The organism is Ralstonia soli (assembly GCF_023955655.1).
Lineage (GTDB): Bacteria > Pseudomonadota > Gammaproteobacteria > Burkholderiales > Burkholderiaceae > Ralstonia > Ralstonia soli.
The window spans coordinates 379,395-405,246 of the sequence record NZ_JAMXHT010000007.1 but is presented as its reverse complement, the minus strand read 5'-3'; the positions used below and the strand labels follow the sequence as shown (position 1 = coordinate 405,246).

Annotated in this window: 28 protein-coding genes; 10 read left to right on the top strand and 18 right to left on the bottom strand. The window is 65.4% G+C overall.

The features are described from left to right. Nucleotides 1-138 precede the first annotated feature (138 nt). Nucleotides 139-612, top strand: coding sequence for a hypothetical protein (locus NG900_RS20440; RefSeq protein WP_252683189.1), 474 nt, complete (start codon nt 139-141; stop codon nt 610-612). 82 nt (nt 613-694) lie between these two features. On the opposite strand, the gene NG900_RS20435 is transcribed toward NG900_RS20440, so the two are convergent. The 3 genes from NG900_RS20435 to NG900_RS20425 are packed head-to-tail and all read right to left on the bottom strand — an operon-like array spanning nt 695 to nt 4,264. Further along, complete coding sequence (locus tag NG900_RS20435; protein ID WP_252683188.1) at nt 695-1,486, bottom strand: DUF2334 domain-containing protein; 792 nt, start codon at nt 1,484-1,486, stop codon at nt 695-697. Between the two features lie 12 nt (nt 1,487-1,498). After that, entirely contained in the window at nt 1,499-2,719 is a 1,221-nt protein-coding gene (locus tag NG900_RS20430; protein ID WP_252683187.1) for a glycosyltransferase, read from the bottom strand. Nucleotides 2,720-2,752: 33 nt separating this feature from the next. Continuing rightward, complete coding sequence (locus NG900_RS20425) at nt 2,753-4,264, bottom strand: RNA polymerase factor sigma-54 (protein WP_252683186.1); 1,512 nt, start codon at nt 4,262-4,264, stop codon at nt 2,753-2,755. Nucleotides 4,265-4,603: 339 nt separating this feature from the next. Here NG900_RS20425 and NG900_RS20420 point away from each other — a divergent pair, with 339 nt between their 5' ends. After that, nucleotides 4,604-5,005 (top strand): hypothetical protein, encoded by a 402-nt coding sequence (locus NG900_RS20420; protein ID WP_252683185.1) that lies wholly within the window; start codon nt 4,604-4,606, stop codon nt 5,003-5,005. A gap of 18 nt (nt 5,006-5,023) precedes the next feature. Beyond that, entirely contained in the window at nt 5,024-5,170 is a 147-nt protein-coding gene (locus NG900_RS20415) for a hypothetical protein (RefSeq protein ID WP_252683184.1), read from the top strand. A 71-nt stretch (nt 5,171-5,241) separates the two neighbouring features. Here the strand turns inward: NG900_RS20415 and NG900_RS20410 are convergent, their stop codons facing one another. Then, a complete protein-coding gene (locus tag NG900_RS20410; RefSeq protein ID WP_252683183.1) occupies nt 5,242-6,345 on the bottom strand; it encodes a sigma-54 interaction domain-containing protein in 1,104 nt (367 codons plus the stop codon). Between the two features lie 565 nt (nt 6,346-6,910). Between NG900_RS20410 and NG900_RS20405 the strand changes: the two genes are divergently transcribed. The 4 genes from NG900_RS20405 to NG900_RS20390 all read left to right on the top strand — a co-directional run bounded on the left by NG900_RS20405 (nt 6,911) and on the right by NG900_RS20390 (nt 10,120). Continuing rightward, nucleotides 6,911-8,326 (top strand): sigma-54-dependent transcriptional regulator, encoded by a 1,416-nt coding sequence (locus tag NG900_RS20405; protein WP_252683182.1) that lies wholly within the window; start codon nt 6,911-6,913, stop codon nt 8,324-8,326. Nucleotides 8,327-8,452: 126 nt separating this feature from the next. Continuing rightward, the gene (locus NG900_RS20400; RefSeq protein WP_252683181.1) at nt 8,453-8,620 is read left to right on the top strand and encodes a DUF1328 domain-containing protein; all 168 of its coding nucleotides are present in this window, start codon (nt 8,453-8,455) and stop codon (nt 8,618-8,620) included. A gap of 64 nt (nt 8,621-8,684) precedes the next feature. Further along, on the top strand, nt 8,685-8,990 hold the full coding sequence (locus NG900_RS20395) for a hypothetical protein (protein WP_252683180.1): 306 nt from the start codon (nt 8,685-8,687) through the stop codon (nt 8,988-8,990). Between the two features lie 131 nt (nt 8,991-9,121). Then, on the top strand, nt 9,122-10,120 hold the full coding sequence (locus NG900_RS20390) for a YihY/virulence factor BrkB family protein (protein WP_252683179.1): 999 nt from the start codon (nt 9,122-9,124) through the stop codon (nt 10,118-10,120). Between the two features lie 31 nt (nt 10,121-10,151). Here the strand turns inward: NG900_RS20390 and NG900_RS20385 are convergent, their stop codons facing one another. Then, entirely contained in the window at nt 10,152-10,454 is a 303-nt protein-coding gene (locus NG900_RS20385; protein ID WP_252683178.1) for a hypothetical protein, read from the bottom strand. Between the two features lie 125 nt (nt 10,455-10,579). Continuing rightward, nucleotides 10,580-10,807, bottom strand: coding sequence for a hypothetical protein (locus NG900_RS20380; RefSeq protein ID WP_252683177.1), 228 nt, complete (start codon nt 10,805-10,807; stop codon nt 10,580-10,582). 358 nt (nt 10,808-11,165) lie between these two features. On the opposite strand from NG900_RS20380, the gene NG900_RS20375 reads away from it, so the two are divergent. Then, a complete protein-coding gene (locus NG900_RS20375; RefSeq protein ID WP_252683176.1) occupies nt 11,166-12,761 on the top strand; it encodes a peptide chain release factor 3 in 1,596 nt (531 codons plus the stop codon). A 48-nt stretch (nt 12,762-12,809) separates the two neighbouring features. Here the strand turns inward: NG900_RS20375 and mdcH are convergent, their stop codons facing one another. The 9 genes from mdcH to mdcA all read right to left on the bottom strand — a co-directional run bounded on the left by mdcH (nt 12,810) and on the right by mdcA (nt 20,446). Then, nucleotides 12,810-13,745: a malonate decarboxylase subunit epsilon gene (mdcH, locus tag NG900_RS20370; RefSeq protein ID WP_252683175.1), complete on the bottom strand. Its 936-nt coding sequence runs from the start codon at nt 13,743-13,745 to the stop codon at nt 12,810-12,812. Continuing rightward, nucleotides 13,742-14,389 (bottom strand): malonate decarboxylase holo-ACP synthase, encoded by a 648-nt coding sequence (locus tag NG900_RS20365; RefSeq protein WP_252683174.1) that lies wholly within the window; start codon nt 14,387-14,389, stop codon nt 13,742-13,744. Before NG900_RS20365 ends, mdcH begins: the two co-directional genes overlap by 4 nt. Further along, a complete protein-coding gene (madM, locus tag NG900_RS20360; protein WP_252683173.1) occupies nt 14,386-15,150 on the bottom strand; it encodes a malonate transporter subunit MadM in 765 nt (254 codons plus the stop codon). Before madM ends, NG900_RS20365 begins: the two co-directional genes overlap by 4 nt. An 11-nt stretch (nt 15,151-15,161) precedes the next feature. Further along, nucleotides 15,162-15,569 (bottom strand): malonate transporter subunit MadL, encoded by a 408-nt coding sequence (gene madL / locus NG900_RS20355; protein WP_252683172.1) that lies wholly within the window; start codon nt 15,567-15,569, stop codon nt 15,162-15,164. A gap of 329 nt (nt 15,570-15,898) precedes the next feature. After that, a complete protein-coding gene (gene mdcE, locus NG900_RS20350; RefSeq protein ID WP_252683171.1) occupies nt 15,899-16,714 on the bottom strand; it encodes a biotin-independent malonate decarboxylase subunit gamma in 816 nt (271 codons plus the stop codon). After that, on the bottom strand, nt 16,711-17,556 hold the full coding sequence (locus NG900_RS20345) for a biotin-independent malonate decarboxylase subunit beta (RefSeq protein WP_252683170.1): 846 nt from the start codon (nt 17,554-17,556) through the stop codon (nt 16,711-16,713). Before NG900_RS20345 ends, mdcE begins: the two co-directional genes overlap by 4 nt. A 10-nt stretch (nt 17,557-17,566) precedes the next feature. Beyond that, nucleotides 17,567-17,866 (bottom strand): malonate decarboxylase subunit delta, encoded by a 300-nt coding sequence (locus NG900_RS20340; RefSeq protein ID WP_252683169.1) that lies wholly within the window; start codon nt 17,864-17,866, stop codon nt 17,567-17,569. Beyond that, nucleotides 17,853-18,779, bottom strand: a complete 927-nt coding sequence (locus NG900_RS20335; RefSeq protein ID WP_252683168.1) for a triphosphoribosyl-dephospho-CoA synthase — start codon at nt 18,777-18,779, stop codon at nt 17,853-17,855. Before NG900_RS20335 ends, NG900_RS20340 begins: the two co-directional genes overlap by 14 nt. Continuing rightward, nucleotides 18,779-20,446 (bottom strand): malonate decarboxylase subunit alpha, encoded by a 1,668-nt coding sequence (gene mdcA / locus NG900_RS20330; protein WP_252683167.1) that lies wholly within the window; start codon nt 20,444-20,446, stop codon nt 18,779-18,781. Before mdcA ends, NG900_RS20335 begins: the two co-directional genes overlap by 1 nt. 176 nt (nt 20,447-20,622) lie before the next feature. Here mdcA and NG900_RS20325 point away from each other — a divergent pair, with 176 nt between their 5' ends. Continuing rightward, entirely contained in the window at nt 20,623-21,528 is a 906-nt protein-coding gene (locus NG900_RS20325; RefSeq protein ID WP_252683166.1) for a LysR substrate-binding domain-containing protein, read from the top strand. 23 nt (nt 21,529-21,551) lie between these two features. Here NG900_RS20325 and NG900_RS20320 read toward each other — a convergent pair whose 3' ends face one another. Continuing rightward, on the bottom strand, nt 21,552-22,157 hold the full coding sequence (locus NG900_RS20320; protein WP_252683165.1) for a J domain-containing protein: 606 nt from the start codon (nt 22,155-22,157) through the stop codon (nt 21,552-21,554). Between the two features lie 125 nt (nt 22,158-22,282). On the opposite strand from NG900_RS20320, the gene NG900_RS20315 reads away from it, so the two are divergent. Beyond that, a complete protein-coding gene (locus NG900_RS20315; RefSeq protein WP_252683164.1) occupies nt 22,283-23,716 on the top strand; it encodes an MFS transporter in 1,434 nt (477 codons plus the stop codon). Between the two features lie 42 nt (nt 23,717-23,758). Here NG900_RS20315 and NG900_RS20310 read toward each other — a convergent pair whose 3' ends face one another. Both NG900_RS20310 and NG900_RS20305 read right to left on the bottom strand, forming a co-directional pair. Continuing rightward, nucleotides 23,759-25,234, bottom strand: a complete 1,476-nt coding sequence (locus NG900_RS20310) for a YncE family protein (protein ID WP_252683163.1) — start codon at nt 25,232-25,234, stop codon at nt 23,759-23,761. Next, entirely contained in the window at nt 25,234-25,698 is a 465-nt protein-coding gene (locus NG900_RS20305) for a DUF305 domain-containing protein (RefSeq protein ID WP_420804176.1), read from the bottom strand. The genes NG900_RS20310 and NG900_RS20305 overlap by 1 nt, the downstream gene beginning before the upstream one ends. Nucleotides 25,699-25,852 lie beyond the last annotated feature (154 nt).

Genomic DNA, 25,852 nt, shown 5'->3' with positions numbered 1-25,852 from the left:
GAGTTGTGAACCCGGACGTCGGACCTTTCTGATTCTTCACGCAAAGCGCGCCTCCGATATTGCGGGCCGATGACGTAGCGGCCAAGCTCGCGCGGCCGTCCTGTCGGTACGGCCCTGCAACCGCTCGTGAGGAATGTCATGCCCCAGAACCTGATCTCGTTTCAACTCACCCCCGCCGACTTGGCCGCCGTGGATACCGCGCTCAAGATGCTGGAAGACCGGCTCGCGAGCCTGATCGACCTGTCGCCCGACCAACGCCGGACGCTGGTGAAGATGGGCGACAAGTCCGAAGCGTTTGCCCGCCTGGCCGTGGACGTGCTGAACGCCAACCCCAAGGTGTTGCCCGGCAACTTCGACCTTGCTGAACTGCGCCGCGACCTGGCGGGCTTTGATCTGCTGCGCAGCCGCCTGGTGCGCCTGACGCGGCTCCATGAGCGGATGTCGGATTCGCAACTGGCGCTGGGCAGCGATGTGATGAGCGGCGCGATGGAGGGCTATGCCCTGTTGAAGGTCGCCGGCCACGGCGAGGGGTTGGATGCGGCGCGCAAGGCGTTGGCGGCGCGCTTCAGCCGCGGCAGGAAGACGTCGGAGGACGACGCGGTGGTGGAGTGATGTGCCGCCGCATGGAGGAGAACGATCGCTTCAGGCGCGGTGCTGCGGAGGGCGCCCTCGGCTTGGCGACGGGCGCCTCGGTTCAGTAAGACGTTTGCGCCTGCCCAGTGGTGGTGTCCGGGCTGCCCATCCACGCCTGGGCCAGCACCTGTGCAAAGCCGTTCTTGGTGACGGGCGTGCGTGTTTCCAGGCAGGCCGCGAGCAGGTTCTGCCAATGGCGGATGACGTCCGGATGGGCGGCATCGGCCGGATGCAGGCCCAGGCGCAGCAGCGGTGTCTCGGCATGCTGCTGCGCCAGCCAGCGCAGGTAGTAGCGCGAGAGCAGCCGGCGTGCCGGCGTGCGCACGCTGTATGTCAGACAGGGCGCTTTCAGCGCACGCCGCGGGTGCAGCAGATAGAAGCGCCGCAGCGTGGTCGTGTAGCGTAGCGGCAGGCTGTCGAGCGCCTGCCACGTTGCGGGGTTCATCAGCCAGGCCGGCGCGACAAAGCCGTGCAGCGGCCAGCCGTTGGCGGCAAACCAGGCGGCGCCGGCTGCGATGCGCGCACGCGCCGTCGACAGCGGAATCGCCGAGAACTCGCCCTCGCCGGCGGTATAACGGGTGCGGATCAACTGGTCGATCACGCCGCCGGGCGGTTGGTCGTCCAGGTGCGCATAGCCGTGCAGCACGAGCTCATCGCCTTCGGCCAGGCATTCGGTCATCAGGCGGCAGAAGCGCTCGCTGTTGCGCGCCGTCGGCCCGCGATAGAAGTTCGGAATGACCAGCAGCGACTTCGGCACGCGCGCCACCTCGTCCAACGCAGAGAGGAGGACCTTGCACGCCGGCCACGTGGCGGGCGTGACATCGTGCATGGCAAGAATGAGGTAGCGCGACATGATGGAGCGGGGTTATCGGCCGCGCGCTGCACGCGAGCGTTCATGGGCCGGTGGAAAGGTTTCGGGGCGCGCGCTGGCTTGGCGGCCGAGCAGCGTCAGGTAGCGGCGCAGCAGTTGGGGCAGCACGACGCGCCAGTCGTATTGCATGGCGTGGCGGCGCGCGGCGTGAGCCAGCGCCACCGGATCGCGCTGGCGCAACGCGTGCAGGCCGTCGGCAAAATCGTCCGCACGGCAATGCGGGACGGCGTAGCCGACGTGCTCGTTCACCAACTCGCCCAGGCCCCCGGCGGAGCAGGTCACCACGGGCACGCCGCTGGCCATGGCTTCCAGTGCGACCAGGCCAAAGGTTTCCTGGTCGCCCGCGTGCACGAACACGTCGGCGCTGGCCATGGCGGCGGCGAGGTGCTGCGCATCGCCTTCGTAAGGGAGCGCGCGCACGTGCTTGCCGTGCGGTGGCGTCGGGCCCGAGCCGATGGTGACGAGCACGCTGCCGTCGTCCAGTTTGTCCACCGCATCGCAGAGCACGCGCAGGTTTTTCTCTGGCGCATAGCGGCCGACATAGAGCAGCACGCGCGCATCGCGCGGCAGGCCGAGCTGTTCGCGCCAGCGCAGCGAACGCCGCGCGGGGTGGAACAGGCGGGTGTCCACGCCCAGCGGCTGCAGTTCGATGCGCTGCACGCCCAGATCCGCCACCTTCTCTGCGATGTAGCGGCTGGGCACGAACACGGTATCGAAGTGCGGATACAGCTTGCGCGCATAGGCCGCTGCCGCCAGTTCAGCGGGCGGCCCGCCCAGGCGACGGAAGAACGCCGGTAGATCGGAGTGATAGAACGCCACGACCGGCACCTGCAGCCGCGCACCGCCACGCAGCGCTGCCCACGACAGCCGGTACGGGTCGCCTGCTTCGATCAGGTCCGGCGACAGCGCACACAGCGCCTGCTCGGCAGGCCCGCTGCGCAGCGGAATGCGGTAGCCGTGCGAGAGGGGCAACGGCACGCCGGGCACCACAGCGATCTCGTTCGTTGCATCGTCTGCCGTACCCGGCACTACCAGCGTGTGGCGCCAGTGGGTGGAGCGCAGAAAATCGTGCTTCGCACGCAGGTAACGCTTGACGCCGCCGCTCTCCGCCGCCCAGAACATCGTCACGTCGGCCAGGTGCAGTGACGCCATCGTGGCGTCGTCGGCGTGGTGCGACGGGTGCGAGAACGTGGAGTGGGTCGGCAGCTTGCGCACGGGTGTCCCGTTGTTCCGTGGGTGGCGGGCGCCTTAAACCTGGCGCCGCATTTCCGCCGGCGCAATGCGCATCAGCCCGCGGTACTTGGCCACCGTGCGGCGCGCGACGATCACGCCCTGCTCGGCCAGCATCTTGGCCAGCGACACATCGGAGAGCGGTGCGTCGGCATCTTCGGCTTCGATCATCTCCTTGAGCAGCGCCCGCACCGAAGCGGCCGAGCATGCGCCGCCCGTGTCGGTGGCGAGCTGGCGCGAGAAGAAATACTTGAACTCAAAGATGCCGCGCGGTGTGGCCATGTACTTGTTGCCCGTCGCGCGCGAGATGGTGGATTCGTGCAGGCCGAGCTCTTCAGCCACATCGCGCAGCACCAGCGGCTTCATCGCCACTTCGCCGTATTCCAGGAAGTGCTTCTGGTGCGCAACGATGGCCTCGGCTACGCGCTGGATGGTGGCAAAGCGCTGCTGCGCGTTGCGGATCAACCAGCGCGCTTCCTGCAACTGATGCGCCAGCGGCGTGCGGTGGTGGCCGCGCGTCTGCGCAAACAGTTCGGCGTAGACCTTGTTGATGCGCGCGCAGGGCGCCACCGCCGGGTTGGTGACGGCCACCCACTTGCCCTTGATCTTGGCAACGATCACGTCCGGCACGATGTAGCCCGCATGCGCCTGTGAGAACCGCAGCCCGGGGCGCGGATCCAGCATGCGGATCAACGCGCAGGCATCGCGCAGTTCGTCTTCCGTGCAGCCCAGCGCGCGGCGCATCTGCATGAGCTCGCGCTTGGCCAGCCGTGGCAGGTGGCTGCGGACGATGTCGTGGGCAATCTCCTGAATGCGCTCTTCGGCTTCGGTGTCGGCGGGGCGGGCTTCGATCTGCAGGCGCAGGCATTCCGACAAGTCGCGCGCGGCCACGCCCGGCGGGTCCAGGCTCTGCACCAGCGCCAGCGCAATCTGCATCTCCTTCTCGCTGGGTGCGGGCTCCACGGGTGCGAGCGGTATCAGTTCAGAGAGCAGCTGGCGCAGGTAGCCGTCGTCGTCCAGCGCTTCGATCAGCGTCTGCGCGAGCAGGCTGTCGCGGTCGGAGAGCCGATAGCTGCTCAGTTCCTGGCGCAGGTGCTCGCGCAGGGTCGGGGTCGCGTGCACCCATTCGCCGATATCGCTGTCTTCGCCATCGCCGTGGTGGCCGCCGCTGTGGCTGTAGTACGTGCTGAAGTCGCCTGGAAAATCTTCCGAGGCGGCCAGGGTCGGGTCGGTCTCGATGGCGCTGGTGGTGGTTTCCAGCGGGGCTTCGTCAACGGGCGTGTGGTCAGCCGCAGCCCCGTCCAGATCGGCAGAAGCGGCCACGTCACCCGTGCGCACGAGGGTGTCGTCTGCCGGTTGCGCACCGGCTTCTTGCTCGACTTCTTCCAGGAAGGGGTTGCTTGCGAGCGCTTCTTGCATTTCCTGCGCAAATTCGGTTGCAGACAACTGCAGCAGCTTGACGGACTGCTGCAGCCGCGGCGTCAGCGCGAGATGCTGCTTCGCACGCATTTCCAGAGCGGCCTTGACCATTCGCCTTGCCTCCTTTGGTGAGTGGGCGTCGACACTTCCGTCGACTACTCACCGCATCGATGCAAAGGCTATGCCATGTCAACCAAGCCAATCGCCACAAGGCTTTACGGGTGGCTGGCACGCCGTTTCTACATGGTCATGTCGTTTTTATATGCGCAGTGTTGCCGGCACATGACAGCACCCCGGCGCACGCCTGCTGCAGCAGCACATGCGGGCAGGTGGCACCGCAGGTACATGCGTTGCTGCGGTGGACGGCAATGGAAGATGCGTCGCGGTGCGCTTCCATTGCACGCCTGTCGACCCTTCGGCATACACCGTCACATCCTCGGAGACATCACCATGCGAACACGTTTACTGACTGCCGCCCTTGCCAGCGCGATCCTCTGCCTGGGCGTCGGTTCGGCCGTTGCCCAGACCACCCCCGCCCCCGCCGACAACGAGCAGACGCCCAACACCAACCCCACCAAGGCGCCGGGCAAGCGCACCGACCCGCCGTCATCGAGCCCCGACCGCAGCGCCAATGCAGCGGCGGGCGACCAGGCGGCGCCCGCCATGGACAGCAGCGACACCACCAAGCCGATGCACAAGAAGCATCGCCACCACAAGAAGGCGAAGTCGACCGAGCCAGGCGGCACCAGCAGCGCGGGCGACATGTCGCACTCGGGCGTGCAGTCCGGTGGCAACGACGCTGCGACGAGCACCGGCAATTCGATGCCGGGCAGCTCGAAGCAGGGGCAGTAACGCAGAAGGAGTCCCGCCATGCCCATGACACCCACGACCGTGGCGCACACGGGCCCGCAGGCCCGCGCCGAGACCGAACCCGCGCCGCGCCGGCCCGCGCCCGCACCGCTAGAGCGCCGCCGCCATGAACATCCGGGCGAGCGCACGCACGCGCATCCGCGCTAGAACCTCAGCGCGGATGTAGCGAGCATGGAATGAAGGAAGGCTTGCGCCGGGAGGCGCGGTGCCGTGTGCCGTCAGGCCGCCATGGCAGCGGCCGCGGCGCTTTGGTAGAGATCGAGCCGGTTGTACAGCGTCTTGAGGCTCACGCCCAGCGTCTTGGCGGCCTGCCGCTTGTCGCCCTGGAAGTGTTCCAGCGTGGCGAGGATCATCGCGCGCTGCGCCTCTGCCAGCGTCACCCCCACTGAGAGGCTCAGCATGCCTTCCTTCACGCTCGGCCGCGCAGGGCCACGTGCCGGCGCCAGCGGCATCGCCAATTCCACCGTCTTCTCACCGAGGATGTAGCCGCGCTGGACGGCATTGCGCAATTCGCGCACGTTGCCGGGCCACGCATGGCCGCGCAGCGCGCCCAGCGCGGCGCGCGAGAAGACCTTGTCGGTCTGGTGCGCGGCGTTGAACTGCGCAAGGAAGTGCAGGGCCAGTTCTTCGATGTCGTCATCGCGATCCCGCAGCGGCGGCACCTGCAGGGGTACCACCGCCAGGCGATACATGAGATCTTCGCGAAAGGCGCCATCGGCTACCGCTTCGTGCAGGTTGCGGTTGGTGGCGGCAATGATGCGTGCCCGGGTCTGGATCGGCTCGGTGCCGCCCACGCGCATGAACACGCCGGTCTCCAGCACACGCAGCAGCTTGACCTGCATTTCCACCGGCATCTCGGTGATCTCGTCCAGGAAGATCGTGCCGCCGCAGGCATGCTCGAAATAGCCGATATGCCGCTGGCCCGCACCCGTGAAGCTGCCCTTCTCGTGGCCGAACAGCTCCGACTCGATCAGGTTGGGCGAAATGGCGCCGCAGTTCACGGCGATGAAGGCCTGGTCGGCGCGCGGGCTCATGTCGTGCACGGTGCGGGCAATCAGTTCCTTGCCGGTACCGGATTCGCCCATGATGAGCACGGTGGCCAGCGTGCCGGAGACCTTGCCGATCTGATCGTACAGCGCACGCATCACCGGCGAGCGCCCGTAGAGGTGCCCAAAATCCGGCTTGGCAATCGGCTGGGCAGGGGAGGTTTCGGCGTCGGACGGCACGCGTTCGGTGTCGTCAAAATCCGCCAGGGCAGGGGGGTAGGGCGTGCGCCCGACTGTGACTGCGCGGTCGTCGGCGAAGGCTTCGCTCAAGGACATGGCTCCCTCGTGGTCGGTCGCGACGGGCGACGTCCTGGCGAGCGGCCGCATCGCCCTAGCGATGCCGCGTCCGGAAGGCTTGGTACGTCGTCATCCCGTCACATTGTGTTGAAAAGTTGAGCCATTATCAGCGCCGCCCGAGCGGGTTGTATGTCGGGCATGCGCTGACGTTTCGGCCATCCTGTCGGCCAAACGCTGACAAGAAACGCGCCCAAAACGAAGATGCAGCGCGGGTTTCACATCCTTATGTGGCATGGCGTGTCTCGTTGCCTGCCTATTTCGGCGGGCGGGTGGCGCAGCGTTGTCCTTCTCAACTATGCTGACTGCACCGCAGGTCCAGACGACCGGCGGCGCGAGTGACGCATGCAATCCTTTTCTTGCACAGGGACGTGTAAAAGTTACACATCTCCGCATGCGCAACGTGGGTTTGGCCATGCGTTGCCGAAGGGGTATTCGCTGGAATACTTTTTGCACCTGCCACCCATCCTCATAGGCCCGCGCGGTAGCGCCACGCACGTATCGCCTGATTGCCGACCTCGCGCCGGCGTATCCAACTCGAATTGAGATGCCACATATCCTGATTGTCGAAGACGATGCCAACGCACGCGCCGCGCTCGGTGAGCTGGTCGGTGCGGAAGGCTTCACCACTGCGCTGGCCGGGTCGCTGCGCGATGCGCGCATTCAGATGTCGCGTCACAGCCCCGATGCCGTGCTGATCGACCTCGTCCTGCCCGACGGCAACGGCATGGATCTGATGGAAGACATTCCGCCGCACTCCGGCACCGAGATCATCGTCATGACCGGCCACGCCAGCGTGGAAACCGCCGTCGAAGCGCTGCGCATGGGCGCGGCCGACTATCTGGTCAAGCCGGTCAACTTCCAGCGGCTCAAATCCGTGCTGGCGCGCATTCCGCGCGCGGGTGACCTGAAGGCGGAGATCGGCAACCTGCGCGGCGAACTGCGCCGGCTGGGCCTCTTCGGGCAGATGCTCGGCAACTCGCCGGTCATGCAGACGCTGTACGACCAAGTCAGCCGCGTGGCGCCTACCGAGGCGACCGTGCTGCTCATCGGCGAGTCCGGCACCGGCAAGGAGCTGGCCGCGCAGACCATCCACGACCTGAGCCTGCGCCGCAAGCAACCGTTCCTGCCCGTCAACTGCGGCGCCATTTCGCCCAACCTGATCGAGTCGGAAATGTTCGGCCACGAGCGGGGCAGCTTTACCGGCGCCGACCGCCAGCACAAGGGCTACTTCGAGCGCGCCAACGGCGGCACGTTGTTCCTCGATGAAATTACGGAGATGCCGATCGAGCTGCAGGTGAAACTGCTGCGCGTGCTGGAAACCGGCGTGTTTATGCGCGTGGGCACCAACCGCGAGATCGACTCGGACGTGCGCGTGATTGCCGCCACCAACCGCGACCCGGAAGAGGCCGTCGCCGAGGGCAAGCTGCGTGCCGACCTGTACCACCGGTTGAACGTGTTTCCGCTGCAGCTGCCGCCGCTGCGCGAGCGTGGCAAGGACGTCGAGTTGCTCGCACAGCATTTCCTCGATCAGCTCAACGCGCAGAGCAACACCAAGAAGGCATTCCTGCCCCCGGCCATGGATACGCTGCGCGCCTACAACTGGCCCGGCAATGTGCGCGAACTGCGCAATTACGTGCAGCGCGCGTACATCCTGTCTGACGACGCCGGCATCGACACCGCCAACGTGCCGTTGCAGGTGTCGAGCACGCAGGTGTCATCGGGTTCCACGCTGACGATCTCGGTGGGCACGTCGCTTGCCAGCGCAGACAAGAAGCTCATCCTGGCCACGCTGGAGCAATGCGGCGGTGTGAAGAAGCGTGCGGCCGAGCTGCTCGGCATCAGCCTCAAGACGCTCTACAACCGGCTGGAGGAATACGGCAACAGCAATGCCGGCGATGGCGGCGACGGCGGTGACGACAACAGCGGCCGCTCGGGCCGCACGCATGCCACCGAGGCATAACGCCGGCCTCTTGGCCTCTTGGCCTCTCGGCCTCTCGGCCTCTTCCTCGCGCGGTACGCGGCTTGCTGACCGTGGGGTATCCGCCCCACCGGCGGTAAGCCCACCCTACCGCACAAGGAGGTTGCCATGCTGCGCTATGCAGTTGTCTTTTTCGTCATCGCCCTGATTGCGGCCGTGCTCGGTTTCGGCGGTATCGCCGCCGGTGCCGCAAGCATTGCCAAGATCCTCTTCATGATTTTCGTGGTGTTGTTCGTTGTCAGCCTCATCTGGGGCCTCGTGGCCGGCAGAGGATGACGTCGCTCCTCTTTCCCACAATGCCAATGCCAACCACCCCACCGAACCCCAGGAGCGCTGACTGATGGAACCGTCCCAAACCAACCCGTTTCCCAAATCCGACGCCAATGGCAACCTCATCCGCGGCGATGTGTCCGAAGCCGCGGAGCGCGTCAAGGCCACCACTGCACAGGCCATCGACCGCACCGCAGACGCGGCCGCCACTGCACTCGACGAGGCGGCTGCGAAGCGGGAGCAGTGGCGCGCGTCGCAAGAGCGCCTGATGAGCAGTGCGGCAGAGTGCATGCGCACGCATCCGCTCGCGTCGATTGGCCTGGCCTTCGGGGCCGGTTTTCTCATCAGCCGCTTGCTGGGCGGCGGGCGCGACTGAGACCGTTCTACCCCAACTGCCGGTCCGCCGCGCCCCTGCGCCGCGGGCGCTTGCGCGTGTGCCGCATGCTGACTAGGCTCAAGCTCGGGGTCGGCATGGGGCCGGCCCGCGTTGCCTTGTGAGGAAGCCTCATGCGCTTGGCTGCCTGTTTCGACCGCAACCTGCTCAAGCGCTCCACCCAGGTGCTGACCGGGGCGGTGCGCCAATGGTCGGCGCACCGTGCCGCCAGCAAGGGCGCGGCGCTGTCGTTCTATACCTTGTTCTCGATGGCGCCGGTGCTGGTGCTGGTGATTTCCATCGCGGGTTTGTTCTTTGGCGAACAGGCCGCGCGCGGTGAAATCTTTGGCCAGATCCAGGGCCTGGTGGGCGCGCAGGGCGCTGCCGCCGTGGAAGCCGTGCTGGCCGCCACCAAACGCTCGGGGCACGGCGCGTTTGCCGCCGCGACCGCTGTTGCCCTGTTGCTGGTGGGCGCCACTACCGCCTTTTCCGAACTCAAGGACAGCCTGGACGAACTCTGGGATGTGCCACCGCGCCAGCAGCCGGGGCTGTGGGGCTTGCTGCGTTCGCGGCTGCTGTCGTTCAGCCTGATCCTGGTGCTTGCGTTTCTGCTGCTGGTGTCGCTCACCATCAATGCGGCGCTGGCGGTGGTGGAACGCTTCTGGGGCGCCCTGTGGTCGGGCTCGACCTCGGGGATCGCGTTGGTGGTGGCCGAGGTGCTGTCGTCGGCGTTCTCGTTTGCCGTCGTGTCACTGCTGTTCGGCACCATCTTCAAGATGCTGCCGGAGACGCGCGTGGCGTGGCGTGACGTGGCCCTGGGCGCCATCGTCACCGCGTTGTTGTTCACGCTCGGCAAGCACCTCATCGGCCTGTATCTGGGCAACAGCGCGGTGGCGTCGTCGTACGGCGCCGCAGGCTCGGTGGTGGCGCTGATGCTGTGGATCTATTACTCGGCGCAGATTTTCTTCTTCGGCGCGCTGGTCACACGCCAGTACGCGCTGCAGCTGGGCAGCCGCCAGCACGAGGCAGCGGGGCAGGCCGCCCAGGCCGCGTTGCTCAATCCCTCGCTGGCAGCGAACCGCGCAAGCGGCGAGGCAGACCAGAGCGCCAGCACCACGCGTGCAAGCCGCTGAGCCGCGCGCTCGGTTGCCGCTTAGTTGCTGCTCAGTCGCGGGTCAACTGCTCCAGCAGCATCCCTGCCACAAATGCCAGGCCGATCGTGATGACCGGGTGCTGACGCACGGAGTCGCTGGCCTGCTCGGACACATTCGCGTGCAGGTTCTTCAATTGCTCGGTGCGTTTGTCGAATTGCGTGAGCGCGGTGGAGATGACGCTCGCCAGCCGGTCGATGCCTTCGGCCGTGGCATCTTTGACGCGCTGCGCGGTGTGATCAATCTGCGGATGCAGCGTGGTGACGGTGGCACCGTTGCTGCCGTTCGTGGGCGGCTTGGGGGTCAGTTCGGTCATGCGTGCCTCCTGAGCTGGGTCATGCTTTACCCAATCACAAGCAACCGGCATGCCCTGAAACGCGCGCGCCGCGCCCAAAAGAAAAGGGCCACGACTGTGGCCCTCGACACGGTGAGGATTGCTGTCTAGCCGACCGTTACCACGGTCTTGCGGGCTGCCCAGATTTCAGCTTGCAGGGCGAGTGCCGCGAGTGCCTGCAGGCTGTCCTGCGGCAGGGCTTTGATCCGTTTGCGGCGATTGGCGGCACGCTGCTGACGCGCCGCGCGCACGCTTTGCTCGTCGAGTTGCCACGCGCGGCGCGTGGTCTCGATGATGCGTTGCACTGCCGGATCGACAGGGGTTCGACTACGCACGATGTTGGACTCCTTGCTTCTTTGCTTCTTTGAACGTCGCGGCGTACCCAGAAGCGGGTTTCGCGACGGCCTCCACAATACGGGAGCTTCATGACAACTTCGATAACACCGTCTCCGAAAGGGTTGTCAGTGCATTCCCACAACGGGTTGGTCTCCCCCGTCCGGATGACGGTTCCTAGGGAGTTTCCCCCGCTTGTGGCTCGGGTCAGTTGATCCTAAGCAATGGCGCCGATCGCGTACAATCTCGGCTGCCCCGGATTGACAACTCCGATCGGGCACCCATCGGCCGCCGGGATGACCCGCCAGCCAGCGCCCACGCCCTGGGCGAATTCATCACTTCTCCCTTTGGTTTTTGCCCGTGAGTACGCTGCAACAGGAGATCCGGCGCCGCCGGACGTTCGCCATCATTGCCCACCCTGACGCGGGTAAAACCACGCTGACCGAAAAGCTGCTCTGGTTCGGCGGCGCCATCCAGATGGCTGGCGCCGTGCGCGCGCGCAAGGCCAACCGCCATGCCACGTCCGACTGGATGGAGATGGAAAAGCAGCGCGGCATCTCGGTCACGTCTTCGGTGATGCAGTTTCCGTACCAGAACGAGGGCGGCGACTACATCGTCAACCTGCTCGACACCCCGGGCCACGAAGACTTCTCGGAAGACACGTACCGTACGCTCACCGCCGTCGACTCCGCCGTGATGGTGATCGATTCCGTGAACGGTGTGGAAGCGCAGACCATCAAGCTGCTCAACGTCTGCCGCCTGCGCAGCACGCCCATCCTTACGTTCATCAACAAGCTCGACCGCGAGGGCCGCGCGCCTATCGAACTGCTGGATGAAATCGAAAGCGTGCTGCAGATCCAGTGCGCGCCGATGACGTGGCCGATCGGCATGGGCAAGTCGTTCAAGGGCGTGTATCACCTCGTCAACGACACGGTGCAGCTGTTCGACCCGAACGCCGACAGCGAGAAGGGTGCAACCGCCGGTTTGATCCAAGGGCTCGACAACCCCGAGCTCGATCGCGTGCTCGGCGCGCAAGCCGAAGAGCTGCGTATCGACATCGAGCTCGTGCGCGGCGCATCGCACACGTTCGACAAAGAGGCGTTTCTGGCCGGCAAGCAGTGCCCGGTGTACTTCGGCTCGGCGGTGAACAACTTCGGTGTGCAGTCGCTGCTCGACGCATTGGTCGGCCAGTCGCCGGAGCCGCTCGCGCGCCCCACTGAAACACGTGAAGTCAAGCCGATGGAAGAGAAGTTCACCGGCTTCGTCTTCAAGATTCAGGCCAACATGGATCCGAAGCACCGAGACCGCATCGCCTTCGTGCGCGTGTGCTCGGGCCGCTTCGAGCGCGGCATGAAGCTGCTGCAGGTGTCGACCGGCAAGACGGTGGCCATCAACAACGCCATCACCTTCATGGCGCAGGACCGCAACACCACCGAAGAGGCGTTTGCCGGCGACATCATTGGTGTGCCCAACCACGGCACGATCCGCCTGGGCGATGCGTTTACCGAAGGTGAGCCGCTCAAGTTCACGGGCATTCCGTCGTTTGCGCCGGAATTCTTCCGCCGCGCACGCCTGAACAACCCGCTGCGTCTCAAGCAGTTGCAGAAGGGGTTGCAGCAGCTGGCCGAAGAAGGTGCCACGCAGATGTTCCGTCCGCTGGCGTCGAACGACCTGGTGCTGGGTGCGGTCGGTATCCTGCAGTTCGACGTGGTTGCACACCGCCTGGAGCACGAATACGGCGTCGATGCCATCTTCGAGCCGCACGAGTGCTCCACGGCCCGCTGGCTGCGCGGCAAGCAGGAAGACATCGACAAGCTGATCGACAAGGCCGGCCACAATGTGGCGCTGGACGGTGCAGGCGATTACGTCTACCTGGCGCCGAGCCAGGTGAACCTGCGGCTGACGCAGGAGCGGTTTCCGGACATTCAGTTCATGGAAACGCGGGAGATCGTCTAAGCGGCGATGGGCTAAAAGAAACGGGGCTAAGTGCCCCGTTTTTTTGCGTTATCGACTGTCCAAGCGTCGCAGGCGCTGCATCCGTACCCGCACCGCATCCAGTTCGCCACCGGCGTTCAGCACCGCATCGTCGGCAAACACGCCTTGCGCCAGGCGCGTCAGCGCGCCGCCGCCCAGCACTTCCACCGCCATGCGTGCCCCACGCTCAAACGCATGCCGCAGCGTGTCATGCCACAGCACCGGCCGCGCCATGTTCCAGGCCAGGTCTTCGACGATGAGGTTGGCGCGGAACAGCGCCCGCGCGCGGCTGCTGCTGATGTACGTGCGTTGCGGCGCGTGCGCTGTGACTTTTGCAGCGGCTGCAGCAAGCTCGGCGGCCTGCGCATCGAGCAGCGGGCAATGCGACGGTACCGCCATGCACAGCCGGGCCACCGACGACGCGCCTTGTGCTTGCGCGCGCGCCATGACCTGCGCGAGTGCGGCATCGCTGCCTGCCACGACGATCTGCCGCTCAGCATTGAGGTTCGCCACGTAAGCAGGCGTGGCAGCCGAGTGAACTTGCGCAACGATGGCACCCACTTCGGGCTCGGCCAGGCCAACGATGGCCGCCATGCCGTAACCGCTCGGATACGCACCTTCCATGAGCCGGCCGCGCAGGCGGACCAGACGCAGGGCATCGCTGAAATCCAACACGCCGGCTACGACGGCAGCGGGCCACGCGCCAATCGACAGGCCGGCCACCATATCGGGTGCGGCGTCCTGCTGAACGAGCGTGCGCGCCACCGCGACACCGGCAATCAGCAGACAGAGTTGAACCGCCACGGTCGACTGCAATGCCTCCGCGGTATCGAGCGTGAGCGGATCCACGCCCAGCACGTCGCCCGCTTCGGCGAGGGTTTGCGTGACGGCCGGATCTGCGGGCAGCGTGTGAAGCATGCCCGCACGCTGGCTGCCCTGGCCCGGGAACATGAAAACGATGCTCATGCGGCATCGCTCCATGGGTCTGCGACGAGGCGGGGACCGTGATCGGTCTTGAGCAGTGTCTGGCATGGGGTGGCCAGCCACGAGTTTCGCCAATCCTGTAGCGCGAAGCCACCGTGGCCGGTGTCGATCTGCAGATCGACGCGGCATTCGGTGTCGTTCAGCAGCTGCACGAGGTGATCGCGTTGCGCGGTCGAAGGCGCATGCGGCATGCGCACGACGAGGTCGAGATCGCTGTCGGTGTGGAGCACGGGCAACCCGCTGGCGAGTGCGAAGCCCGCACCGCCGGTCGGGCCCCAAGCCCAGCCAAGTGCGTCGAGTTCAGGCGCCAACGCACGCAAGGTACGCAGCGCCGCGAATGGCGCATCGTCGGCCATGGTGATGATCGTGGTCGCCAGGGTCTCAGGCGTGACGATGCGCGTGATGGTGTTGACGGCCACAGTGGCCGCGCAGCGTTCGCTTCGTGCACTGCCGCGCAGGCCCACCGGGATCGAGCCATCGGCGCCGCGCGGCGCCCGTCGCACGACCACCGGTGCGCCATGCTTGCACGCTGCAACAGCCCAATCCGGCAGGGGGGTGCCGCTTGCTGCCGTGGGCATCTCAGACACCCACAGCAGATCGTGCGCGCGCAGCATCGGCTGTGTCATCGCAGCAGCGCTTGCGTCGCCAGGAACAAGATCGACGGCCCGAGCAGGCAACCGATGCCCGTGTGGAACGTCGCTACCAGCGAGCCATAGGGCACCAGGCGCCGATCGGTAGCCGCGAGACCCGCCGATACGCCGCTGACCGTACCGGCCAGCCCACCGAACACCATGGCCGCGCGCGGGTTGTTCAGCCCCAATGCTTTCGCCGCGAACGGTGTGCCGACCATCACAAGGATCGCCTTGACAAGGCCCGTGGCGATTGACAGCGCCATCACATCCGAGCTGGCACCCAGGGCAGCGCCCGTCACCGGCCCGACGATGTACGTGACCGCGCCCGCGCCGATGGTGGTGACGCTCACCGCGTCGGTGTACCCGAAGGCGTAGGCAACGCAGGCGCCGACGATGAACGGCAGCACCGTCCCCAGCAGCAGCGAGATGGCGCCGATCAGGCCCGCCTTGCGGGCCTCGGTCACCTGCACCTCGAAGGCGGTCGCCACGATGGCGAAGTCGCGCAGCATGGCACCGCCCATCAGGCCGATACCGCCGAACAGCTTCAGATCAGCCAGGCCGCGCTCGCCGCCCGTCTGCACGCCGCCCCAGTAGGCGAGCACCAGCCCGATCATGATGGCGATGGCGGAGCCGTGCACACGCCCAAACGTCAGCTTCTTGGACAACCACATCGACAGGCCCATGACGATGCCGACCAGTGCAAAGGCGGCCACCAGCCCGTTGTGCTGCAGGACTTTTTCGAACATTGACAGCATGGTGGGGCTCCTCAGGCGGTGGCTTGTTCGGACTCGGGCAGCGGCGGCAGTGGTTGCCGGTCCTCTACCTTGCCGGTGCGGTTGATGAGGGCGATGCATGCACCGCACACCACCACCGCGCCGATCGCACCGAGTAGTGCGACGGGGCCGCCGCGCAGTGCGGTCACCACGTTTTGTGTGGCGGCCATGGCCACGACCACGGGGATGTACATCGCACCCCAGAACGAGACGCCGGCTTCGGTTGCGGCGGGCATCAGGCCGCGCTTGTGGAGGTAGAGGCGCGCGAAGATCAGCAGCAGCATGGCAATGCCCACGCCGCCTACGTTGGCTTTGACGCCGATGGCCTGGCCGAGCAGGTCGCCCAGGAAGAGGCCGGCGATATGACAGAGCGCCAGCAGGGTTGTGCCGTAGATGATCATGGTTTTGTCTCCTGTTCTTGGTGGACTTGCGGCGTTTTTTTTTGCCGTCTTTTTTTGTTGGTGGTGCATTCTTGTTTCACCCCCTGCCGGGGGCGACTCACTTTCTTTGTCTTGCCAAAGAAAGTAAGCAAAGAAAGGCGCGCCCGAGATGGCGACCCATCCCTTGAATTTCCGTAACCGGGCGGAGACGGGGAAAACTCGCTTCGCTCAGACAGTTCCCCGTCTTTTTTCCGCCCGCTTACAAAAATTCAAGGCGCCATCAAGGGCATCAACGTCAACGGCCAAACCGTCTTGGCGCTTGCGTCGGCGCTGGTGTCATCTCCTGTTGGTTAGGCATTCCATTGCGCGCGCAGGCGCTCACGCACTTCCGATGACGCCTTGCGCAGTGGTGCGCCCAGCCGGCTCTCCAGCCCGCGCGAGGGGTCGGCCGCAATGTCGGCCAGTGCCGCTGCGAGTGCCGTCTGCACGGTATCGACGTCGCCTGCATCCGGTGCGTCGGCCGACTTGACCTTCAGCAGCTTCCACAGCAGCCCGAGCGACGCGAAGCTGGCAATGTCGTAAGCCATGGGCGGAATCTCCTGCGCGAGGCGTTCGAGGTCGGCCACGGAGCGCAGCGTCACGCGCGCGGCTGCGGCTTTGCCCATGGCGTGCACCATCACCTCGGCATCGTCGAGTGCGAGCAGTCGATTGGCCTGGTAGCCGTGTGCCAGCAATGCGCCCGACATGGCGCGGCCGACGATCAGGCCGATCACCGGGTGTCCGGCCAGACGTGCAGCGGCATAAGCATCGGCTGCAGCAGCCAGGGCGAGGTGGATGCCGTAAGCCTCTTCGCGGCGGCCATAGGCCTGGCTGGCGACGTCGATGACGGCGACGATGGCGCGCTTGTTCTCGCGTCCGGCGTCTTCGGTCATCACGTCGCGCACAGCGCGGGCGAGTTGCCAGCCTTCGACCAGGCCGACTTCACCGTTGCGTGCGCGCGGGAATCGGTTGTCCGCATCGGGCACGACAGCGATGTAGCGTGCGGGTTGGCCGGCGAGCGTGCCATCCACGACTTGCAGCGTGCTTCCGTAACCGGCGACGGGCGTGCCGCCAGCGAGCGCGCGCATCCAGGTGGTGCCGCGTGTGGAAAGGGGGTTCTGGCTCATGCCGGGTCCTTTGCGTAGAGCGTGCGCACATCGTCGGCCGTGACTTGGCGCGTGGTGTCGACGGCGGCGAGGCGATCGAGGTACAGGTCGATCTGTTCGCTGCGCTGGTGCTTCGGTGCGCCTGCGCGCAGCCACTCGATCACCTGCGCGCGGATGCTGATGGAATCGTCTTCGATGCAGACATCGGCCAGGCCCGTGGCGGCGCGTTGCTCGCCGCCGGTCAGGCTCCAGATGAAGGGGCGGTCGCGCGAGTCGTATTCCTCGATACCGGCTTCCTGTTCGATCACCTGCGGGCCGTTCAGGCCCAGGCGCGCTTCGCGCGTCATCAGCAGGTAGCTGCACAGCCCGGCGGCGATGCTCATGCCGCCGAAGCAGCCGACCACGCCCGCTGTGATACCGATGACGGGCCCGTACTCGCGCAGCGCACGGATCGCAGCGTGGATCTCCGCAATAGCGGCGAGGCCGAGGTTGGCTTCCTGCAATCGCACACCGCCGGTCTCGAAGACGATGACGGCGCGCGTCGGGATGCCGTTGCGGTTGTCTTCCGCCGCCAGCTCCAGTGCGCCTGCGATCTTGGCGCCGGACACCTCGCCCATGCTGCCGCCCTGGAACGCGCCTTCAATGGCGAGCGCCACGGCGGGCTGCCCGCCCAGCGTGCCGCGCGCCACCACCACGCCATCGTCGGCCTGCGTGACGATGCCCTGGCGCGGCAGCCACGGCGAGGTCAATTGCTCGAACGGGTCGAGCAGCTCGCGGAAGGTGCCGGGGTCGAGCAGGGCGATGGCGCGGCGGCGTGCATCGCGTTCGATAAAGCTGTCGCGTTCAATCGGGTTGCGTGACATGTCCGTCTCCTTAAGGCTGTGCGAGCGCTTCGAGCGCCTGCTCAAGCCGCAACCGCACCACGGCTGGTGTCGCGCCGAAGTCGTTGATCGTGATCTTGGTTGCCGGCCACGCGTGCGAGCCGAACACGCGCGCAAGCTGCGCCTGCCACGTCGCGCTCATGCCGTTGACGGAGGTGGTGATGGCCACGTCGATCTGGCCGGTGTTGCCGGGCGTGACCAGCACCTCCAGGTCGCCCGAGCCGACCACGCCGGCATACGCACGGCGCTCAGCGGGGGCGCCGCCGGTGAATTGGAAATCAAGATGCTCCATGTTCGGTTTCCTGATGAGCGGATTCGAGGTCGGATGCGTGCGCATGTTCGTGTACATGCGCGGGCAGGCGGTCGAGGAACAGGGCGGCAGCCAGCAGATCGGCCGCGCCGCCGGGCGACACGTGCCGCGCCAGCATGTCTTTTTCCAACAGGCGGAAGGCGCGACGCCCCTGCGCTGTGGCGAGACCGCCTTCGGCGCGTACCGTTGCTGCACCGGTTTGCACGGTGCGCAAAGCATTGGCGCCACCGCGTGCGAGCACGCAGGTGTCGTCCAGCGTGGCTATGATGGCGAGCAGGGCGTCCACGCGTGCGTGGTCTTCGCGGATGCCTGCGGCGCGTGCTTGGCGCAACGCCGGCAGCGCCACCTTGACCACGTGCGGAAAGCCTGCGCACGCCTGGCCCTTGGCACCGCCGACGCCGTAGTCGTTGCACGCGCGTTCGCCCTTGTGGCCGGTCGAGACGGGTGCAAAGCGGTCGGGGATGTTGGCCAGGTGTGCTGCGCGGCTCGCTACAGCGGCGGCGGCCAATGCATGCGGTGCCTGCGCGGCCGCTGTCACCAGCAGTCCGAGCGCCCAGATGGCGCCACGGTGCGTGTTGATGCCGCCGGTGGCATCGAGCATGGCCGCTTCCCCTTCGCGGCCCAGGCGGCCGATGCGCTCGCGCAGCGCAAGGGGCGAGTCAATCTGTGCACCAGACAACGCCATCGCTTCAAACGCGGGGCGCAGGGCCTGTGCGGAATGCACCATCAGCGTCCAGTCGAGATCGTGATGCGCGCCGTTGCCACGCACATCCACGAGACCGGGTTTGGGCGACAGCGTTACCTCGTCGATGAGGGCGGACTCCACCAGCGCACCCAGACGCTTCGCACGCGCTTTCGGGCTGGCGGGCAGGGGCCGGTTCAGGGTTTTTTCCATTACCAGCTCCGGAAGCGTGCAGGCGGGTCGTACAGGCCGCCGGACCATTCCACCAGGTCGGCGATGCTCTTGGCGGCGAGCAGCTCGCGGCTGGCATCGCTGCGGCGCACGTCGAGGTCTTCGGGCAGGGCGATCAGGCCATCACGGCGCATCTGCTCGGTCTTGGACGGATCGTGGCGCAGGCCGATGGACGTGACGCCCGCCACCGCCGCAATCATCGCGCGCCGCTCTTCCAGCGACTGGGCCTTGTAGAGATAGGCGATGCCATCTTCGGTCAGCAGGTGGGTGACATCGTCGCCGTAGATCATGATGGGCGCGAGCGGCATGCCGCTTTGCTTGGCGACAGACACTGCGTCGAGCGTATCGACAAACGTCGGTTTGCCGCCCTCCTGGAACGTTTCGACCATCTGCACGACGAGCTTCTTGCCGCGCTCTAGCATCGTCACGGGTTCGGTCATGTCGAGCCACGCAGGCGTGGCATGGCGGCGGCCGCGCGGGTCGTGGCCCATGTTGGGCGCGCCACCAAAACCGGCCAGACGACCGCGCGTGACGGTGGACGAATGCCCATCGCCATCCACCTGCAGCGTCGCGCCGATGAACAGGTCCACCGCGTATTGCCCCGCCAACTGGCACAGCATGCGGTTCGAACGCAGCGAGCCATCACGGCCGGTGAAGAACACATCCGGGCGCGCGGCCACGTAGCGCTCCATGCCGAGTTCGGTGCCGAAGCAATGCACGCTTTCCACCCAGCCCGATTCAATGGCGGGGATCAGCGTCGGGTGCGGGTTGAGCGTCCAGTTGCGGCAGATCTTGCCCTTGAGGCCCAGGCGCTCGCCGTAGGTCGGCAGGATCAGCTCGATGGCGGCGGTGTTGAAGCCGATGCCGTGGTTGAGCGACTGCACGTTGTGTCGCTGGTAGATGCCGCGAATGGCCATCATCGCCATCAGCACGTGCACGGGCTTGATGAGGCGCGGGTCGCGCGTGAACAGCGGCTCGATGTAGAACGGCTTGTCAGCCTGCACGATGAAGTCGACCCACGAGCCGGGGATGTCGACGCGCGGCAGGTCCGTCGGGTCATCGACGATCTCGTTGACCTGGACGATGACGATGCCGTCGGAAAACGCGGTGGGCTCGACCAGCGCAGGTGTGTCTTCGGTGCTGGGGCCGGTGTAGATGTTGCCCTGGCGGTCGGCCTTGAAGCCGGCCACCAGCGAGACGTTGGGAATCAGGTCCACCACCAGCCGCGCATACAGCTCGATGTAGGTGTGGATGGCGCCTACTTCCAGCAGACCGTCGGCCAGCAGCTGGCTGATGCGCAGGCTCTGCGGGCCGGCAAACGAGAAGTCAAGCTTGTGTGCGATGCCGGCTTCGAAAATATCGAGGTGCTCGGCGCGGCTCACGCTCGGCATGATCATGTGCAGATCGTGCAGGCGCTTGGGGTTCACCTTGGCCAGCGAGCGCGACAGGAAATCGGCCTGCTTCTGGTTGTTGCCTTCCAGCACGACGCGGTCGCCCGGGGCGAGCAGCGCTTCGAGCGCGGCGACGATATCGCCGGTGGGAATGACCTTGCCGTTGGCGATCCGGCGGGCAGCGGCCAGGCGGCGTTCCTTCTCGTCGCGCCGCTTGCGCCACTGGGGCGGGATGGCTTGGGTGGACATCGCTTGCATGAGTGGGCAGCTCCAACCGTGAACTCGATGGGCTGTACCGTATGCCGGAAGCCCCTGCACTTCAATCAACCTTGGCGCGGTTTCATTAACCTGAAGTTAATGAAACAATGGGCAAGGTGACCAAAAATCACGGCAAAGCGCGGCGCAACAAGCCCATGCCCGGCGGAGACAGAACCATGGCAATTGATGAAGACATCACATTGAAGAAGCTGGAGGTCTTCCAGTCCTTCATGACGCTGGGCAACATGGCGCGCGTGTCGGAGGCGCTCGGGCAGAGCACGGTGAGCGTGCATCGCGCGCTGCATTCCTTGGAGGAGGGGTTGCGCTGCCCGCTCTTCAAGCGTGACGGGCGCAAGTTGATTCCTCTGTCCACCGCCTATGTGTTTGCCGAGCACGTCGAGCGCATCCTCGCCGAATGCGAAGCGGGCGTACGCCGCACGCGCGAGGCGGCCGGGTTTTCGTCGACGACGCTGAAAATCGGTGGCCTGTATTCGATGACGGTGGGTACGCTGCCGCGCATCTTTGCCGGCCTGAAGACGCGGCGCTCCGCACTCGACATCGAACTTACGCTGGGCTCGAACCGCAGCCTGCTGGCCAAGCTGGAAGACGGCCAGCTCGACGCCATCGTCATCGCGCTGGGCGAGCCGCTGCGCAATCCCGATCTGCTGACGGTGCCCATGTTTGACGACGAGATCCTGTTTGCCGCGCCGCTCGGCTCGCCGTATGCCGCGTCGGCGGAGATCGACCTGCAGGCCGTGCGCAGTGAAAAGTTTGTCGCACTCGGCGATGACTTCGCCACGTATCACGACTTCATGGCGGCGTTCGACAAGGCCGGTTACGCACCGCAGATCGCGCTGCGCGTGGGCGACATCTTCTCGCTGATGAACCTGGTGAGCGGTGGTATCGGCTATGCGCTGCTGCCCCGCCGCGTGGCGGATTTCAGCCCCAAGGTGCAGTTGATTCCGCTGGCGGCGCGCTATGCGATCAGCCAGCACATCGTACTGGTGATGCAGCGCAATCGGGAGCGCGATCCGAACCTGTTGGCGCTGTCCGCGGAGTGTCGGTTGTTGGGCACGAGATGACTCGCGTCGCCCCTAGAAAGGCGTTACTGCCGCAGCCCAAACAAGCCGTGCCAGAACGACTCGAAGGCGCTGGGGTGACGCTGGTTTGATGTCGAGTCGTCGGGTTTGGGCGCCTGCGTTGCTTCGGGTGCCTGGGTCGCTTCCGCGTTGGTGGATTCCGCGGCAAGCACGCTGGCCTGTCGCGCTTCCTCCAGGGCCCACACGCTGTTCGCGATGCGTGCCGCCAGTTCGGCTTCGCAGTCGCGGCCGAGCAGCACGCCGAAGAGGACGTCCCGGTTGTGCCCGTCGCCTGCAAAGCGCATCGCGATGGCGACCATCTTTTCGTAGTGTTCCTGCGCCAGGCGCTCCCGCTCGTGTTGCGCGGCACGCTCCTGCGCTTCCTGCGCCTCGCGCTCGGCCTGCCAGCGCTGCGTTTCCTGCGCGAAGACCTCGTCGTAGACACGGCGCTGCTCGGCGTCGGAGAGGATGGCGTAGGCCTCGCGGACTTCCTGGAACGCCGCCTGTGCCTCGGCTTCGCGGCCCAGGTTGCGGTCAGGGTGCCACTTCATCGTGGCGCGGCGGTAGGCGCGCTTGATTTCGTCCAGGGTCGCGTCTGGCTGCACGCCGAGGGTCGCGTAGATGGTCGTCATGGGGGGAAGAGGGAGGCTGCCGGGGGGAGCAGTTATCCTAGCATGCGGTTGTTGACGCCTGATGGCCAATGGTTCATGCGGCCGTGTTTTCGATCGTGCACGCTCATCTCTTCGAACGAGTCGTGTTGACCCCCGCCCGCCGCGCGGCGCATCCTGCTATGTGGTTGTCGCCATGGGGGGTGCGTGCCTTGGCAACGAAATCATCCGGCCTGTCTAAAGCGGTTGCCCGTTGCGGTCATGCTTGCTTCGAGCGCCGCGACCAGACGCTGCTGTATTTTGGCTGCATCACACTGTTTATCACGCTGGCCACGCCGGCCGGCTATCTGGTGGATATCCAGACGTCGTACCTGCTGAAGAATCAGTTGCATGCGAGTGCGACGCAGATTGCGATGTTCCGGTTAGTCACGGGCGTCCCGGTGTATGTGGCCTTTGCGTTTGGTCTCGCGCGTGACCAATGGAACCCGCTGGGCTTGCGGGATCGGGGTTTCTTCCTGATGTTTGCGCCGGTCACGGCGCTGGCGCTCATGGGGATGGCGTTCGCGGGCCTGTCGTACCCGGCGTTGCTGTTCGGGATGCTGTTGGCCATGCTGTCGTCCCGGTTTGTCGCCGCAGCTTATCAAGGTCTGATCGCGCTGGTGGGCCAGGAGCGGCGCATGTCGGGGCGCCTGAGTGTATTGTTGAACGTGGTCAGTTCGGTCCCGGTCGTTGCGAGTGCGTTCGCCTCGGGAATCATCTCTGACCATCTTGCCCCCAAACAGGCCTTTTTCCTGGCAGCGGCGCTCATGCTCGTGGTGGCGATGCTGGGACTCTGGAAGCCCGTTTCCGTCTTCGGCCAGGCCTATGAGAAGCCGCAGGCCCAGGTCACGCATTTCGCCGGAAACATTCGACGGCTGGTGAGGCATCGGGCCGTGTATCCGGCGGTGCTCATCTGCTTTCTGTGGAATTTCGCGCCAGGTGCGGCCACGCCGCTGCAGTTTTATCTGACCAATACGCTGCATGCGTCGGATTCCGTTTATTCCTACTACAACGGGATCTTTGCCGCCGCATTTATCCCGACCTTCCTGCTATACGGAGCGCTGTGCAAGAAGGTCGCGCTGAACAGGCTGCTGTGGTGGGGAACCATCATTGCCGTACCGCAGATGGTGCCGCTGGCTTTCATCCACTCCGCCGACCTCGCGCTGGTGCTGGCGGCACCGATCGGGCTGATGGGCGGTGTCGCCACGGCCGCGTATTTCGACCTTGCCATGCGGTCTTGCCCGCGAGGGTTGCAAGGTACGTTGATGATGCTGGTGGACGGCGTGCTCGCGCTCTCGGCGCGTGCCGGCGATCTGCTGGGTTCGCATATCTACAACAGCAGCCAGACGCACGGGTTCACGTACTGCGTGATTGCCACCACCGTGGTGTATGCGCTGATCCTGCCCTTGATCGCGCTGACGCCAAAGGCGTTGATTGCGACCCGGGATGGCGAACTCAACCCGGAAATCGAGGCCGAGGCGCTGAGCGACCCGCGGGGAAACGGAATCGACCTAGACGCCGAATCACCAAAGAAAGCGCCCTGAGACATCAGGGCGTTTCCTGATGTGGTCACGTTTGCTGATTCCCTAAGGGGTTTGAACTTGCACGGCGGCCCCCAGCTTGCCGGACACAACCGGTGCAATCACGAGATATCTGCGCGTGCTGTCGGTGGCAGCGTTGCCGGGCACAACGATCTGCTGAACTTGCCCGATCGAGTTCACGATGGCAGCGCCAGCCGGATTGGTCATGAAGTTCGCCAGGCTTTCAAGCGGGCCGCTGCCATCTGCATGTGCGGACAAGGCAATCGCATAAGGCTGCTTCGGTTGCAGTCCGGTCACGGATGCCTGCAGTACCTGCACGAGTCCTTGATCGAACAGCGCGATGCTGGTGGGGGCAGCAGATGCGCCGGACTTGTCTGTGGCGACTGGCATCAGTGCGAGATGGCTGACTTGCCCAGCAAGACCAAGCGGCTGCAGATTCTCTGTGCCTTCGCCTTCCGGTACGGCGTTCGGCACGTACGCCAGCGCTTGCGGCGCCTGGCCAATCGGAATGGTAGATACGACCTTGTTCGTCAACGTGTCGATCACGGCCAGCGCATCGTCGTTCTCCAGGCCGACATACATGCGCGTGCCGTCACCGGAGGGCCACAGACCATGCGGGAGTTTGCCGACGGGAATCGTCGCGACGGGTTTGAAGTTGTCCGTCCGGAACACCTTGACCTGGTTCGTGCCGCCAATCGTCACGTAGGCAAACGCGCCCTTGGCGTTCTGCGCGAAGTTGACGTGATTGGTGATGGGGCCGGTCTCGAACGCGGTGATTGCGTTGAACGGCGGCTTGGCATCAAACACCTGCACCTTGCCGATGTCCTTCAACGTGAACCACACCTGCTTGCCGTCGGGCGTTGCAGCAATGTTGGGGCAGAACGGGGACTCTTGTTTGATGTGCCCAACGATCTTGTGGTCCCTCGTCGCAATCACGACCATCTCTGGATTGAACGACGAGCACACATAACCGTACTTGCCGTCGGGCGAGAAGATCTGCATGCCTGGGCCGGCTGGCACGGTCACGCGCGTCTTCTCTTCATACGTCTTGGCGTCGAGCACGGCAATGTAGTTTTCGCCACGCACGGTGACCCAGACCTCGCCGCCATCGGGCGTGTAAAACGCTTCATGCGGGGAGCGACCCACATACGTGGTGTGCTTAACCGCGTTGGTCTGCGTATCGATGAACGTGACGGAGTTGGAGCCGATCGAGACCACGGCCAGCGTCCGGTGGTCCGGCGAGAACCCCATGCCGTGCACCAGCACTTGCCCGCGATAGAGCGGGCTGAAATTGCCGGGTGCGGGGTCGCCCAGTTTGATCACGCCCAGCAGCTTGTTGCTGGCCGGGTCTGTGACAGACACTGTGTTCGAGAACTGCTCCGCCGCATAGACACGATCCTTGTGGCTGATGGGTATGTCCGGTGATGCGAGCGCGTTGGGGGCTTGTCCAGCTTTGGCGCCCGTGGTGCACGTGATGGCCGCTGCTGCAAGCGTCGTGGCAACAAGCAATCGGTGTTTCATCAATCTTCCTGTTGGCGGGTTGTGTGAGCGTGATGCGCCGCACGTGATGCGGGCGCAGTCGTCAAGGAGGCAGGGCCTGGCTGTGTTGGTGCAGGTGCCGAAGGGGGCAGCGGCTGGCCGAGCGCCATGCGCATCGCTGCAATCTCTTGCTGCTGCTCGATGACGATTTCCTGCGCGATGCGGCGCAGTTGTTCGTTCTGGCCGTAACGCAGATAGGCCACGGCCATGTCGATGGCGCCCTGGTGGTGCGGCGTCATCATCGCGACGAAATCCTGGTCGATGCTGCCGGTGGGTTTGGGAGCCATGCCATCCATCATCTTTGTCATGGCGACATCGTTCTCGGCAAGGAACGCTTGCTCGCGATTGGCAGGTGGCGTGATCTCCTGGGCAAACACGATGCCCGACATGAGCGCGAGTGCAGCGAACAGCAACGTGCGTGGACGATGCTTCAAACGTGACGACATGTGGGCCCTCCAAGACAGGGGTTCGTGCGTGTTAGCGGAGTAAACAGAGTAGGTCGGCCGTTTATTCCGTGCGCCGCAAAGAATTTGTACGCCACCGCGCACACGCGTTACGCGTGCTCAATCTGTAAATGAAAACGCCCCGAACAGGTCGGGG

Excerpts from the sequence above, each read along its gene's own strand:
- NG900_RS20440 (WP_252683189.1), top strand. The coding sequence starts at position 139 with ATGCCCCAGAACCTGATCTCGTTTCAACTCACCCCCGCCGACTTGGCC.
- NG900_RS20435 (WP_252683188.1), bottom strand. The coding sequence starts at position 1,486 with ATGTCGCGCTACCTCATTCTTGCCATGCACGATGTCACGCCCGCCACG.
- NG900_RS20425 (WP_252683186.1), bottom strand. The coding sequence starts at position 4,264 with ATGGTCAAGGCCGCTCTGGAAATGCGTGCGAAGCAGCATCTCGCGCTG.
- NG900_RS20420 (WP_252683185.1), top strand. The coding sequence starts at position 4,604 with ATGCGAACACGTTTACTGACTGCCGCCCTTGCCAGCGCGATCCTCTGC.
- NG900_RS20415 (WP_252683184.1), top strand. The coding sequence starts at position 5,024 with ATGCCCATGACACCCACGACCGTGGCGCACACGGGCCCGCAGGCCCGC.
- NG900_RS20410 (WP_252683183.1), bottom strand. The coding sequence starts at position 6,345 with ATGTCCTTGAGCGAAGCCTTCGCCGACGACCGCGCAGTCACAGTCGGG.
- NG900_RS20405 (WP_252683182.1), top strand. The coding sequence starts at position 6,911 with ATGCCACATATCCTGATTGTCGAAGACGATGCCAACGCACGCGCCGCG.
- NG900_RS20400 (WP_252683181.1), top strand. The coding sequence starts at position 8,453 with ATGCTGCGCTATGCAGTTGTCTTTTTCGTCATCGCCCTGATTGCGGCC.
- NG900_RS20395 (WP_252683180.1), top strand. The coding sequence starts at position 8,685 with ATGGAACCGTCCCAAACCAACCCGTTTCCCAAATCCGACGCCAATGGC.
- NG900_RS20390 (WP_252683179.1), top strand. The coding sequence starts at position 9,122 with ATGCGCTTGGCTGCCTGTTTCGACCGCAACCTGCTCAAGCGCTCCACC.
- NG900_RS20385 (WP_252683178.1), bottom strand. The coding sequence starts at position 10,454 with ATGACCGAACTGACCCCCAAGCCGCCCACGAACGGCAGCAACGGTGCC.
- mdcH (WP_252683175.1), bottom strand. The coding sequence starts at position 13,745 with ATGAGCATCGTTTTCATGTTCCCGGGCCAGGGCAGCCAGCGTGCGGGC.
- NG900_RS20365 (WP_252683174.1), bottom strand. The coding sequence starts at position 14,389 with ATGACACAGCCGATGCTGCGCGCGCACGATCTGCTGTGGGTGTCTGAG.
- madM (WP_252683173.1), bottom strand. The coding sequence starts at position 15,150 with ATGCTGTCAATGTTCGAAAAAGTCCTGCAGCACAACGGGCTGGTGGCC.
- madL (WP_252683172.1), bottom strand. The coding sequence starts at position 15,569 with ATGATCATCTACGGCACAACCCTGCTGGCGCTCTGTCATATCGCCGGC.
- mdcE (WP_252683171.1), bottom strand. The coding sequence starts at position 16,714 with ATGAGCCAGAACCCCCTTTCCACACGCGGCACCACCTGGATGCGCGCG.
- NG900_RS20345 (WP_252683170.1), bottom strand. The coding sequence starts at position 17,556 with ATGTCACGCAACCCGATTGAACGCGACAGCTTTATCGAACGCGATGCA.
- NG900_RS20340 (WP_252683169.1), bottom strand. The coding sequence starts at position 17,866 with ATGGAGCATCTTGATTTCCAATTCACCGGCGGCGCCCCCGCTGAGCGC.
- NG900_RS20335 (WP_252683168.1), bottom strand. The coding sequence starts at position 18,779 with ATGGAAAAAACCCTGAACCGGCCCCTGCCCGCCAGCCCGAAAGCGCGT.
- mdcA (WP_252683167.1), bottom strand. The coding sequence starts at position 20,446 with ATGCAAGCGATGTCCACCCAAGCCATCCCGCCCCAGTGGCGCAAGCGG.
- NG900_RS20325 (WP_252683166.1), top strand. The coding sequence starts at position 20,623 with ATGGCAATTGATGAAGACATCACATTGAAGAAGCTGGAGGTCTTCCAG.
- NG900_RS20320 (WP_252683165.1), bottom strand. The coding sequence starts at position 22,157 with ATGACGACCATCTACGCGACCCTCGGCGTGCAGCCAGACGCGACCCTG.
- NG900_RS20310 (WP_252683163.1), bottom strand. The coding sequence starts at position 25,234 with ATGAAACACCGATTGCTTGTTGCCACGACGCTTGCAGCAGCGGCCATC.
- NG900_RS20305 (WP_420804176.1), bottom strand. The coding sequence starts at position 25,698 with ATGTCGTCACGTTTGAAGCATCGTCCACGCACGTTGCTGTTCGCTGCA.